Origin of the sequence: Chengkuizengella marina (assembly GCF_009910845.1) — a bacterium.
Lineage (GTDB): Bacteria > Bacillota > Bacilli > Paenibacillales > KCTC-33759 > Chengkuizengella > Chengkuizengella marina.
The window spans coordinates 62,328-76,149 of the sequence record NZ_SIJB01000001.1; the positions used below are offsets into that span (position 1 = coordinate 62,328).

At 33.3% G+C, this 13,822-nt stretch carries 12 protein-coding genes; 11 read left to right on the forward strand and 1 reads right to left on the reverse strand.

What is annotated here, in order from left to right; translation table 11 throughout:
* The first annotated feature begins 56 nt into the window (after positions 1-56).
* Positions 57-1,310 carry a M16 family metallopeptidase gene (locus tag ERL59_RS00320; protein ID WP_160643318.1) on the forward strand — a complete coding sequence of 418 codons (1,254 nt, stop codon included), beginning with the start codon at positions 57-59 and terminating at the stop codon, positions 1,308-1,310.
* Positions 1,300-1,752 (forward strand): dUTP diphosphatase, encoded by a 453-nt coding sequence (dut, locus tag ERL59_RS00325; RefSeq protein ID WP_235929743.1) that lies wholly within the window; start codon positions 1,300-1,302, stop codon positions 1,750-1,752. Before ERL59_RS00320 ends, dut begins: the two co-directional genes overlap by 11 nt.
* 100 nt (positions 1,753-1,852) lie before the next feature.
* Here the strand turns inward: dut and ERL59_RS00330 are convergent, their stop codons facing one another.
* A complete protein-coding gene (locus ERL59_RS00330; RefSeq protein ID WP_160643323.1) occupies positions 1,853-2,674 on the reverse strand; it encodes a hypothetical protein in 822 nt (273 codons plus the stop codon).
* A gap of 358 nt (positions 2,675-3,032) precedes the next feature.
* Here ERL59_RS00330 and dpsA point away from each other — a divergent pair, with 358 nt between their 5' ends.
* The 9 genes from dpsA (at position 3,033) to ERL59_RS00375 (ending at position 13,776) form a co-directional block, all read left to right on the forward strand.
* Positions 3,033-3,929 (forward strand): dipicolinate synthase subunit DpsA, encoded by an 897-nt coding sequence (gene dpsA / locus ERL59_RS00335; protein WP_160643325.1) that lies wholly within the window; start codon positions 3,033-3,035, stop codon positions 3,927-3,929.
* 1 nt (position 3,930) lies between these two features.
* Positions 3,931-4,521 carry a dipicolinate synthase subunit B gene (locus ERL59_RS00340; RefSeq protein WP_160643327.1) on the forward strand — a complete coding sequence of 197 codons (591 nt, stop codon included), beginning with the start codon at positions 3,931-3,933 and terminating at the stop codon, positions 4,519-4,521.
* Positions 4,522-4,663: 142 nt separating this feature from the next.
* Complete coding sequence (locus ERL59_RS00345; protein WP_160643329.1) at positions 4,664-5,701, forward strand: aspartate-semialdehyde dehydrogenase; 1,038 nt, start codon at positions 4,664-4,666, stop codon at positions 5,699-5,701.
* An 84-nt stretch (positions 5,702-5,785) separates the two neighbouring features.
* Positions 5,786-7,000: an aspartate kinase gene (gene dapG, locus ERL59_RS00350; RefSeq protein ID WP_160643331.1), complete on the forward strand. Its 1,215-nt coding sequence runs from the start codon at positions 5,786-5,788 to the stop codon at positions 6,998-7,000.
* Between the two features lie 108 nt (positions 7,001-7,108).
* A complete protein-coding gene (gene dapA / locus ERL59_RS00355; RefSeq protein WP_160643333.1) occupies positions 7,109-7,981 on the forward strand; it encodes a 4-hydroxy-tetrahydrodipicolinate synthase in 873 nt (290 codons plus the stop codon).
* Between the two features lie 368 nt (positions 7,982-8,349).
* A complete protein-coding gene (locus ERL59_RS00360; protein ID WP_160643335.1) occupies positions 8,350-10,023 on the forward strand; it encodes a ribonuclease J in 1,674 nt (557 codons plus the stop codon).
* A 203-nt stretch (positions 10,024-10,226) separates the two neighbouring features.
* A complete protein-coding gene (locus tag ERL59_RS00365; RefSeq protein ID WP_160643467.1) occupies positions 10,227-10,961 on the forward strand; it encodes a ClpP family protease in 735 nt (244 codons plus the stop codon).
* Positions 10,958-11,185: a YlzJ-like family protein gene (locus tag ERL59_RS00370; protein WP_160643337.1), complete on the forward strand. Its 228-nt coding sequence runs from the start codon at positions 10,958-10,960 to the stop codon at positions 11,183-11,185. Before ERL59_RS00365 ends, ERL59_RS00370 begins: the two co-directional genes overlap by 4 nt.
* A gap of 137 nt (positions 11,186-11,322) precedes the next feature.
* The gene (locus ERL59_RS00375; RefSeq protein ID WP_328699880.1) at positions 11,323-13,776 is read left to right on the forward strand and encodes an FtsK/SpoIIIE family DNA translocase; all 2,454 of its coding nucleotides are present in this window, start codon (positions 11,323-11,325) and stop codon (positions 13,774-13,776) included.
* Positions 13,777-13,822 lie beyond the last annotated feature (46 nt).

Consider the following 13,822-nt stretch of genomic DNA (forward strand, 5'->3'; position numbering starts at 1 on the left):
TAAACGACCTTTTGTTCGAAATACATATTTTTAATGGGGTAGTAGGAGGCAATGTAGTGAAAAAACATCACTTAAAAAACGGTTTGCGTGTAATTACTGAAAAAATTCCAGCGTGCAGATCTGTTTCTTTTGGTATTTGGGTTAAAACAGGTTCTAGAAATGAAGGATTTGAAAATAACGGTATCTCTCATTTTATAGAACATATGTTGTTTAAGGGAACGGATCAATATTCTGCTGCAGAAATTGCAGATACATTTGATAGTATTGGTGGAAATGTAAATGCATTTACTTCAAAAGAATATACATGTTATTACACAAAAGTATTAGATGAACATTTAGATATAGCTTTAGAAGTGCTCTCAAGTATGTTTTTAAATTCTACTATGGATCCTAACGATTTAATCAAAGAGAAAAATGTAATCTATGAGGAAATTTCGATGTATGATGATACACCAGATGAATTAGTCCATGATTTAGTGACGACCGCTGCTTATAAAAATCATCCACTTGCTTATCCTATATTAGGGACAAATAGTATATTAGAAAATTTGCATAGTGAAGATTTGATACAATATATGAAAAGTCATTATCATATAAATAATACAGTAATTAGTGTAGCGGGAAATATTGATGATTTAATTTTAGAGAAGATAGAAAAATATTTTGGAGAATTTTCAGGTCAAGGACAATCTTTAAGTCCTACTCCTCCTTCATTTGAAGCTGATCAATTATTTCATTATAAAGATACAGAACAAAATCACATTTGTTTAACTCTCCCAGGCTGTTCATTAAAAGATCATCAATTATTCACAATGACATTGTTAAATAATTATATTGGTGGAGGTATGAGTTCTAGATTATTCCAGGAAATCAGAGAAAATCGAGGTCTTGCATACTCAGTTTATTCATACCACAGTGCTTTTGAAGATAGTGGTTTATTTACAATTTATATGGGGAGTGCACCGAAACAAACAAATTCAGTGTTAGATGTTACAATGAAAACATTGGAGTCCATTCTTCTTAAAGGAATGTCAACTGAACAACTTAAAAAAAGTAAAGAACAATTAAAGGGTAGTTTGATTTTAAGCTTAGAGAGTACAAGTAGTAGAATGAATAGACTTGGAAAAAATGAACTAATGATGGGAAAGCATCTATCTTTAGATGAAATTATTAATAAAATAGAATCTGTCACTACTGATGATGTTAATAGTTTGCTCAGTAAAATGTTTAGTACACCATTTGCAGTGGCTATGGTTGGTCAAAAGGAAGATGTATTTAAACAATTTAGGAGGGATCGCCTTGTCATATAATGTACAAATAAAAAAAGTATCTACTGAAATTGAATTTGATTTACCTAAAAAAATGACAACCTACTCGAGTGGTTATGATTTGATTGCAGCCATTGCATCCCCATTAATTATACAACCAGGAGAAAGGATATTAGTGCCATCTGGTATTGCTATTAGCATGCCTAATTATTTAGAAGCACAGGTACGACCAAGAAGTGGCCTAGCTTACAAACATGGAATTACAGTTTTAAATTCTCCTGGGACTGTAGATGCAGACTATCGTGGTGAAATAAAAGTTTTACTCATTAATCACAGTAAAGAACAATATATCATTCAGCCAAAAGATCGAATTGCTCAGCTTGTGTTTCAAGAAATACCTGAAATTCAACTCATTCAAGTTGATGAACTTACGGTTACGGAACGAGGATCTGGTGGTTTTGGTCATACAGGATTTAAATCTTAACAAAGAGGATAATTATCCATGAGATTTAAAGAAGATGACTTCTGTTTGTACAGAAATCATCTTCTATGTGTAGTATCGTTTTTTTTATAATAAAGATTATTTAATTTGCAAAATATGCCGGGTCATATACTTCTACTAAATTATAAACATTATCAGAATAGGTATAAGGTAGTGATACATGGGAACCCAATGAAAAAATTGAATCCGGTGGAGCTGGGAGTCTTGCTAATTCTAATGCTCCGGGCTTGGAAATTTCTCTAGCAAAATCTTGTCCCCATTCATATATTTCACCTGCTAATTTATCAACATGCGCTCCAGGAGTGATATAATAATCACCAACGAGTTGATAGAGACCTCCAATGTAAGGTGGATAAGATGTTCCAAATTCATTCCTGTATGATTGCCCCCAATGAAAGGTATCTGTTACTGTTTCACTTGTGGTTATCGACGTTGATGTACCAAAAGAATTAGTTGTACTTTCTGAAACTTCAATTGAGGCCTTTACGTGAGCCTCATAAACCCCCGCTTTGTCTTTAACTCCCCATTCAATCCCACCTTTAGTTCCTAATGTTTTACTCATTTGGACTGATTCAGTTTCAGTAATGTCATACGTATAAGAAATTGATCTATCTATCGGATTACCTGCTGAACTTACATAGACTGGACTGATTAATTTCCAATAACCATCAAATCCTAATTGTGAATCAGCAACATATTTTGAAGTTGGATCAATCATGAGTGTACCCATATAACCACTTTCATCCCATGTATATAGGAAACCCTCATACTCGTAACCAGGTCCAACGAGCTTATCATCATTTTCCCCTAACACTTCAAGTAATGGTGGTAATGCACTTTCAGTAGAACCACCACTTAAAATTGTTGAAGATCCTTTTGTATTTGATACTGTGGGAACCTTCAACGTATCCAGCAAACACAGTAGAGTCATTAACAGTAGGGTTAAAGAGAGTAACAATGGATAATCCAACAGATAATAATATAAGTCCTAAACGTTTAATTAACATTTAATTTAATCCCCTTTTTTATTTTAAATTTGATATTTGATAACTATCTTTTTTTCTTGAAATCCTTAAAAAATAAAATTCTGAATTTTTTTAATTTTATTTAAATTAAATATTTGAATTGTAAAATAGTTCGCCTTATGATGTAGCTTAATCCATTTTAATCACACAGAGATGACTATTTAAGTTTGTAACTTAATTATTCTCTCCAGCATATTATGAGTTATTGAAGGTGGTATAGAAAGGAGTTTAATGTTGATGTTAACAGGAATGCATGTAGCATTTTTAGGCGGGGATGCAAGACAGTTAGAGGTGATCGAGAAGTTTTCAGAAATGGATGCATCTATTACTTTAATTGGATTTGATAATTTAGAGCCCAAATATGGTGGGGTAAAATATGCTGAATTGAAGGAAGATATACTTAAAACCATTGATGTCCTGATTCTTCACGCAGTAGTGACTAATAATACTGGTAAGATAGATTCAATCTTTTCATCAAAAGAATTGCTGCTTACTAAAAATCATTTAAAAAGCCTTCCCAAACATGCCAAAATATACACTGGATATTCTAAACCATACTTTAAAAACTTATGTCAAGAAAACAAAATTGAACTCATTGAGCTCTTTGAACGTGATGATGTGGCTATATATAATTCTATACCTACAGCTGAAGGCGCAATCATGATGGCTATTGAGAATACGGATATCACAATTCATGGTTCTAACTGTATCGTTTTAGGACTTGGTAGAACCGGTATAACATTAGCAAGGACTTTAAAGGGAGTTGGTGCTCATGTGAAAATTGGAGTACGAAAGCATGAGCATTTTGCAAGAGCATCTGAAATGCAGTTAAATCCTTTTTATTTGAATAACTTAACCAATGAAGTGACTGATATTGACCTGCTATTTAATACCATTCCAACTATGATAGTCACAGCTCAGGTCATCGCTCATATCCCACATAGAGCAGTTATTATTGATCTTGCCTCAAAACCTGGTGGAACGGATTTTCGTTTTGCAGAAAAAAGAGGTATTAAAGCAATGATTGCCCCAGGATTACCTGGAATTGTAGCACCGAAAACAGCTGGCCAAATCATAGCCAAAAGTTTAATTCAGTTGATATCGGAAGATTCTAGTGAATGGGGGAATGATTAATATGGACTGGAAAAGTAAAACAGTAGGATTTGCTTTATCTGGATCACATTGTACGGTGGAAGAGGTGTTACCTGAAATAAAAAGATTTGTAGATGAAGGAGCAAATGTGATACCCATCGTTTCATCTACTTTAAAAACAACGGATACACGTTTTGGTAATGCAAAAGATTGGTTAAAAAAGTTGAAAGAAATCACAGGAAATGATATTATTTCTACAATTGTTGAAGCAGAACCACTTGGTCCATCTAAATTATTGGATGTATTGGTCATCGCTCCTTGTACGGGCAATACTACTAGTAAATTAGCTAATGCTATGACAGATTCACCAGTTATCATGGCTGCTAAAGCTCAACTCCGGAATCTAAGACCTTTGGTGTTAGCTATATCAACTAATGATGGACTTGGGTTAAATGCAAGTAACATTGCAAAATTGTATAATACAAAAAATATATATTTTGTACCTTATGGACAGGATAACCCGGATCAGAAACCTAATTCCTTAGTAGCAAATATGGATCTTGTTGTTGAAGCATGTTCATCTGCAATTGATGGGAAGCAAATTCAACCAATGATCATTCAATATCCTATTTAACTATTAAATAAATGAAGTTGCTATATTTTTAGGAGATTCAAATCTTAAGTCTTCATATTCAAGAGATGTACCTTTGCCAGATAGTTAACACTGCGTTTCCATGGTTAAAATATTCATTGCAATTTGAGAGGAGAACATAAACGTGACAAATCAAAAATTATTTAATGTAGCTGTTGTTGGATCTACTGGAGCCGTTGGTGGACAAATCATTAAACTTTTGGAAGAAAGAGAATTCCCTATCAAAGAACTGAAATTACTATCATCTGCTAGATCAGCTGGAAAAAAGATAGAATTTAAAAACAAAGAAATTACATTAGAAGAAGCCACTTCGAATAGTTTTAAAAATATTGATATTGCATTGTTTAGTGCTGGAGGAAGTGTAAGTAAGGAGCTTGTTCCACATGCGGTTGAAAGTGGAGCGATTTGCATTGATAATACAAGTGCTTTTCGTATGGATCCAGATACACCACTAATTGTTCCAGAAGTAAATATAGATCAACTGAACGACCATAAAGGTGTAATAGCAAACCCAAATTGTTCAACAATTCAAATGGTTGCAGCATTAAAACCGTTATATGATCGTTATGGTTTTTCTAGAATTATTACATCCACATATCAAGCAGTGTCAGGATCAGGAAAAAGTGCGATTGATGAAACGATTAAACAATCAAAGGAATTTATTGAGGGTAAAGAAGTGAATCCTGACATTTTACCTGTTGGAAGTTTACCTGTAAAACATCAAATAGCTTTTAATGCAATCCCTCAAATCGATACATTTGTAGATAATGGATATACCTTTGAAGAAATGAAAATGATTAACGAAACTAAAAAAATAATGGGTGACGAATCATTAGAAATAACAGTAACATGTGTGAGAATCCCTGTTATATTTGGTCATTCTGAGTCTGTTTATGTGGAATTAAATAAAGATTTTGATGTTGAGGAAGTAAGATCATTACTTTCACAGGCACCAGGTATTATAGTAGAGGATCAACCTGAGGAGCAGATATATCCATTGGCAACAAATAGTGCTGGTAAATTAGATGTTTTTGTTGGACGAATTCGTAAGGATTTAGCGAACCCACGTGGTTTGAATATGTGGATTGTATCTGATAACTTGTTAAAAGGTGCAGCTTGGAATGCAGTACAAATTGCAGAATATATTGCAAAGGAATCATAAATTAAATACACCAAAGAAGAAACTACTATAAATATATTACTCATGCTAAGGCTCCTTAATACAACCAAGGAGGTATGAAAGAGAGTGAGTATTTTAGTTCAAAAGTTTGGTGGAACTTCTTTATCTAATGAATTTGCTAGATCTCATGTAATTGATCACATTAAAAGTGCATATGAACAAAATTATAAATTGGTTGTCGTTGTATCAGCAATGGGAAGATTAGGAGAGCCTTATGCAACAGATACATTAATCGATTTAATAAAAAATAATGGCGATCATCTACCTCCTAAAGAAACTGACTTGCTGTTGGGATGTGGTGAAATTATTTCTGCTTCTGTATTATGCAGCTTATTAAATCAACTCTCTATTTCGTCTGAAGTATTAACTGGTTCACAAGCAGGTGTTTTAACCACTAATCAACATAATAAAGCGTTGATTAAATCTATACAACCAAAGCGTATTTTGCAGTTGCTTGATCAAAATAAAGTTGTAATCATTACAGGTTATCAAGGATGTAATGAAAAAGGTGATCTGACTACGTTAGGTCGTGGTGGTAGTGATACTTCAGCAACAGCAATTGCTTCAGCTTTAAATGCAGAAAAGGTTGATATTTTTACAGATGTAGAAGGAATTCTGACTGCTGATCCAAGAATTGTAGAAGATGCTAAGCCGCTGAAAAAAGTATCTTATATTGAAATATGTAATATGGCTCAGTATGGTGCTAAAGTTGTTCATCCTAGAGCTGTAGAAATTGCTATGCATGCTAATATTCCAATAAGAGTAAGATCTACATTTTCTAAAGATGAGGGTACATTAGTAACAAATAATGAAACTTTACAGGAACAAAGTGTTGTTTATGATCGCCTTGTAACAGGAATCACTCATGTTCCTAATGTTTCACAGATTCATATTACAGCAAGTCAAGGACAATATGATCTTCAATTAAAAGTATTTAAGTCTATGGCACAGCAGCAAATTAGTGTAGATTTAATTAATGTTACACCTTCAGGTGTTATGTATACTGTTCATGATCATGAAATTGAAAAAGCAATTTCAACATTGCATAATTTAGGATATGACCCATTTTATCAATCAAATTGTGCAAAGGTATCAGTCATAGGTGGGGGCATCAATGGTGTTCCGGGTATTATGGCAAAAATTGTTGAAGCACTAACGGAAGCTGATATACAAATATTACAATCAGCGGATTCTAATACGACAATTTGGGTATTAGTCCATGCTAATCATGTAAATAAAGCTTTAAAGGCACTTCATAAAAAATTTGATTTACACAAATAAACACTATTTTAAAGAGAGAAGTCTTCTGAATAGTAGCTTTTATGCTTTAAAGTAATTATAATATCCTTATAATAATTAGGCAGTTTATTTAACAAAGGAGGAATAAAAGTGGATTTTGGTAGAATGATGACTGCAATGGTGACTCCTTTTGATCATAATCAGAAAATTGATTGGGAACAAACAGAAAAACTCGTAGATTATTTAATTGAGGAGCAGAAGAATGATTGTTTAGTTGTTTGTGGAACTACAGGAGAGTCCCCCACTTTATCAGATGAAGAAATGGTTGAGTTATTTCAAAAGACAATTCAATTTGCGAATGGACGTTGTAAAATCATTGCGGGGACAGGGAGTAATAATACACAGCATGCCATAGATATGACATTAAAAGGGGAAAAAATAGGTGTTGACGGGGTGCTTTTAGTTACACCTTATTATAATCGTCCAAATCAACAAGGTCTGTATAACCATTTTAAAACAATTGCACAATCCACAAGCTTACCTATTATGCTGTACAATATTCCAAAAAGGGCAGGAGTGTCTATTGAGGCACAAGCCATAATTAAATTAGCACAAGTACCCAATATTGTTGCTACTAAAGAAGCTCATAATGATTTTGATTTAATTTCACAAATTATTACCCACACTGATCATGATTTTAAAGTATACAGCGGGGATGATAGTTTGACTTTACCTATGCTTTCTATTGGTGCATATGGTGTAGTAAGCGTCGCTGGTCATATTATTGGTAAAGAAATCAATGCTATGTTAACTGCCTTTGAAAACGGAGAAACTGAAAAAGCAAGAGAAATACATCAACGATGTCATTCGATTTTTACTGGTTTATTTTTATGCCCTAGTCCATCATTAGTTAAATATGCTTTGGGTTTGTTAGGTCTGAATGTTGGGGGAGTACGTTTACCTATGATAGAAGCAACGGATGAAAACAAAGACATCATTAGAGATTTGATTGATAAAATCTAAAGGTTAAATGAGTAATAAAAACGTCTCCAATGTGTTTTAGATGTGTCTATTGGAGATTTTTTTGGATTGAAAATCTATCTCCTGTGGTTTAGGCTCCCGCAAAAGTAATAGCCAGCAAAGGTCACACCACATCCATGAGATGGGTGAAAGCTGGCACCATTTCATCCAAGAATTGGGGACTAACAAAGAAGTTTCACTTCACTTTTGTGGGTTATTTTATTGTTTTAGGTAACACTATACATAATGAGTTGACTTGAATAACATGCTTTCAATGTTGTATAATTATTATAAGTGACTGGGTGCGGTTATTTTTTGGTTTTTGTTTTATTAAAATCGTCGTCAATTTAAAATAATAGGAGGGACATTTTTTGTCTAAAAAAAATAATAAAATAACCATTTTTGCTCTTGGCGGCGCGGGTGAAATTGGTAAGAATATGTATGTAGTTCAATATGGAAATGATATTGTAGTAGTTGATTCTGGTTTGAAATTCCCTGAGGAAGATATGCTCGGCATAGATATTGTAATTCCTGATACGACTTACCTAAAGGAAAATATTGATTTAGTTAGAGGCATTATTCTTACACATGGACATGAAGATCATATCGGTGGACTGCCATATGTTTTGCGGGAGTTAAATGTTCCAATTTATGGAACAAAATTGACTCTAGGATTAGTTGAAAATAAATTACGCGAAGCTAATTTATTAGGTTCAACAAAAAGAGTTTTAATTCATGCTGATTCTGAAATTACATTAGGGAGTATGACGGCAACTTTCTTTAAAACAAACCATAGTATTCCAGACTCTGTTGGTGTATGTTTAGATACTCCTGAAGGTGTCATTGTTCATACAGGTGACTTTAAATTTGATCACACCCCAGTAAATGATCAATATGCTGATTTACATCGTATGGCTGAAATTGGAAATAAAGGTGTGTTAGCTTTATTGTCTGACAGTACGAATGCTGAACGTCCTGGATATACAGGATCAGAAAAAAATGTCGGTGCTGAATTAGAAAGAGCCTTTCGTGAAGCGAATCAAAGAATCGTTGTTGCAACATTTGCTTCTAATATTCATCGAATTCAACAAGTCATTGATGCTGCGGTAAACACAAACCGTTATTTGACAGTGATAGGTCGAAGTATGGTTAATGTGGTTGGTATTGCATCAGAACTAGGTTATTTAAGGGTTCCAGAAGGAATGTTGATTGAACCTGATGAAGTGAATAAATTAGCTGCAGATCGAGTAGTTATTCTATCAACCGGTAGTCAGGGTGAACCTATGTCTGCGTTAACTCGTATGGCGAGATCAACTCATCGTAAAATAGATATATTACCTGGAGACACAGTCATTATTGCAGCCACACCAATTCCAGGAAATGAAAAGTTAGTAGGTCGAACTGTAGATGAACTTTTTAGACTTGGTGCAAATGTTATATATGGTCCAGGCAGCTCATCAGGCGTGCATGTCTCTGGACATGGGAGCCAAGAAGAACTTAAGTTGATGCTTAATTTGATGAGACCTAAGTATTTTATACCTATACATGGAGAATATCGTATGCTTAGACAGCATGGTAAATTAGCAGAGTCGGTTGGAATTGAAGCTGACAATATTTTTATTGTTGATAATGGAGATATAGTGGAGATTCAAAACGGATCTGCTCGTAAAGCTTCTAAAGTACCAGCTGGGAATGTACTTATAGATGGATTAGGTGTAGGGGATGTAGGAAACATTGTACTTAGAGATCGCAAACTGTTATCCCAAGATGGAATTCTTGTTATAGTGGTCACTTTAAGTAAACAAGAAGGCAAAATTTTATCTGGACCCGATATCATTTCAAGAGGATTCGTCTACGTTCGTGAATCAGAAGGTTTACTTGATGAGGCAAATAAGATTGTATCAGCAACTTTAAATAAATTAATGAATGATAATGTAAACGAATGGGCTTCACTTAAAACACATGTTAAAGAAGCTCTAGGACGATTTTTATATGAACAAACCAAAAGAAGACCGATGATTTTACCAATCATTATGGAAGTATAAATTTAATTTATGGAAAAGACTCTTTTATAATCCTTAAAAGAGTCTTTTTAATGTTGTGAAACCTATTACATCAGATACTGTTTTAATCAAAATAGGTTTCATTTGTTTTTTATTTTTAGGATCATTTTTGGATGGAAAAGTATAAATTTTTGCACCTAACTCATACTATGAAGGATTCATTTAAAGATGGAAGGATTGAAATCATGTACAATACTAGAAATCAAAAAACAAATGAAGTTCCAGCAAATGAACAAATTAAAAATCCAACTGTGGAAAACATTCAACAATTAGGGCAAAACTCTACACTTCAAGAAGAATCAAACATATTTTGCATGACCATTATCGGACAAGTTGAAGGCCACATGGTTTTACCACCTCAAAATAAGACAACAAAATATGAACATATCATTCCTCAATTAGTAGCAGCTGAACAAAATTCAAAAGTGGAAGGGATACTAATTATTTTAAATACTGTTGGTGGTGATGTGGAGGCAGGTTTAGCTATTGCAGAAATGATAGCAACGATGTCAAAACCCACTGTTACAATCGTATTAGGAGGTGGACATAGTATAGGTGTTCCAATTGCAGTATCATCAGATTATTCCATCATTGCAGAAACCGCAACGATGACGATACATCCAATTCGCTTAAATGGATTAGTAATCGGGGTTCCTCAAACGTTTGAATACTTAGATAAAATGCAAGAAAGAGTTGTTAAATTTGTTATGGAGCACTCTAATATAACAGAGGAAAAATTTAAAGAGTTAATGTTTAAAACAGGTGAATTGACTAGAGATATAGGAACAACTGTAATTGGTCCAGACGCAGTTAGTTATGGATTAATTGATAAGGTTGGCGGTTTGTCTGATGCTACAAAACAATTAAATGAACGGATAGAAGAATATAGAAAAGCGAAAAACGGGGGCATGGTTCAATGATTATGTATTCCATTGTTCCTTTAGATGATATTTTTAATGGGATTGAAAATAATAAACCCAATCAAGAAATTGAATTAAATGGAGTGATTATGCAGGTACAGCCCATGAATGCATATCAAGCAAAAGTTGTACGATTAATTAGTCCAAATCCTCAAGATTATTTAAATCCGGCTTATTCTCCTGGTCAGATTATATATTTTCAACCTCAACTTCAGTCTAAATAAACTTAAAATAATTACGTATTCAAAAAGTTGAAATTTCAGCTCGGTTAAATTATGCATAATGCTGGAATTTTCGAATAACCTCAACAAACACCTTTTAGGAATATTGTGGTATAATTAACATTCTGGGGGTGTTTTTTTTGGCGAGAAAAAGAAAGAAAAAAAAATCAATTAAAGTCAACATGAAGTATGAAATATACGGAATTATTCTTATCATTCTCTCTGTAATATCCCTTGCAGGGAAAGAATCAATTTCAGGGATTGGCGCAGTTGGACATGCATTTAGTTACATATTTTATTTTTTATTTGGAACGCTTTATTACATTCTACCTGTAATATTAATATACATTGGATTATACGTAATGGTTAAACGAGAGTGGCCGTTTTCCTGGTCTTATAAAAAAACAGGAATTTTACTAATTATTTTTGGATTTCTTATTTATTTCCAAATGGACTTGCTATCAAAAATGGAACCAGAAGGTAAGTATGAAAGTGTAGATATTTTAACCATACCTTATAAAAACTTTACTGAGAATTTGTTTGCAGCTGAGAATGTTGAGGCTTTCAAAATCTCTTTAGGTGGTGGTATGGTTGGTGCTTTTCTTTATGCAATATTATATTTATTATTTGATAACCTAGGTTCACAGTTAATTATGATCACATTATTTATTATTGGAATCATGTGTTTAACAGGAATGTCATTTGTGGAAATGTTAAGAAAATTAAAGAAAAAAGCAGAAAGAATGAAAATACCTTTTAAAAGTAAGTATAAAAAATTCAGCTTACTATTTAAAAACTACAACTATCAGAGAAAAAAATCTAAAGCCTCTTCCACTAATAATGAGATAGAAGAAGATGATCTAGAGGATAATTTAGAGGTTAATTTAGAAGTACCATATCATGAGACTTTGATAGAAAATCAAAATCTCCAAAATAATCACATATCCGAACCGTATTTTGAAAATGAAAATGAAGTTCAAGTAAAGTTGAATTCACAACCGCTTGCCATTGAAAGTAAAGGAGAATTTTCACAGGAAGTTCAGAATGGTGAGTTTGACAAAATTAACCTAGAGGATCAGATTCAAATAGAACCTGATACTAATGTTAATCCCGAAACAATGAATACTCAAATGAATTTGAATAGTCCAGAGTATTCAGATACATACCAACTTCCTTCAATTAAAATCTTAACAAGCAAAACAAACAGTGGTAAAAGTAAAAAAAGAAATCAATTCAGAACAAATGAAAAAAAATTAGAAGCAACATTAGAAAGTTTTGGGGTAAGTGCACGAGTTATTGATGTAGTTCCTGGACCTAGTGTTACTAGATATGAGTTACAACCAGATATTGGAGTAAAGGTTAGTAGAATAGTTAGTCTTACGGATGATATTGCCCTTGCTCTGGCTGCAAAGGATATACGTATGGAAGCTCCTATACCAGGAAAATCTGCAATTGGAATTGAAGTTCCTAATACGGAAGTGGCAGTAGTTACTTTAAAAGAAGTGATGGAAAGTTCAACATTTTTAGATTCACATGCTAAACTATCCATTTCATTAGGTAAAGATATTTCTGGACAACCTATTATAGCTGATCTTGCAAGGATGCCTCATTTATTAGTTGCTGGTGCAACAGGTTCGGGAAAATCTGTTTGTGTAAATGGAATTATCACAAGTATTTTATTTAAAGCCAAACCGAATGAAGTAAAATTTTTAATGATTGATCCTAAAAAAGTAGAGTTAAATGTTTATAATGGAATACCACATCTGTTAGCTCCAGTTGTGACAGATCCTAGAAGAGCTTCACTAGCCCTGAGAAAAATTGTTAATGAAATGGAAAATAGGTATGAGCTTTTTTCTACAACAGGAACGCGTAATATTGAAGGTTATAATGAATATCTTAAACAGACTGAAAGTGGAGAGCCGTTACCTTATATTGTAGTCATTGTTGATGAATTAGCAGATTTAATGATGGTTGCTGCAAACGATGTTGAAGATTCTATATGTAGGTTGGCACAAATGGCAAGGGCAGCTGGAATTCATTTAATCATTGCTACTCAGAGACCTTCTGTGAATGTTATTACTGGTGTAATAAAAGCAAATATTCCATCCAGAATTGCTTTTGGTGTATCCTCTCAAGTTGATTCTAGAACGATATTGGATTCAGTAGGCGCTGAGAAATTACTTGGTCGTGGAGATATGTTATTCCTACCTGTTGGTTTATCCAAACCAATCAGAATACAAGGTGCATTTCTTTCAGATCAAGAAGTTGAAGTTGTAGTAAATTATGTAAAAAATCAGAAAAAAGCAGAATATAACGAAGATATAGTTCCAGAAGTAAATGAACAAGAAGAAGATACTGAGCCAAAAGATGAATTATTTGATCAAGCTGTCCAAATTATAATAGAAGCAAAACAAGCTTCAGTATCCCTATTGCAGAGGAAAATGAGAATAGGTTATACAAGAGCTGCTCGATTGATTGATTCTATGGAAGCCAAAGGTTACGTAGGCCCTTATGAAGGGAGTAAACCTAGAGAAGTAATCATTACACTAGATCAATTGAATCAAAGTAAAAGTCAAAATCAGAAGACTTCATAAACGAATAGTTAATTTCAACTTTTCTCATAATAAGGAATAAAGTAAT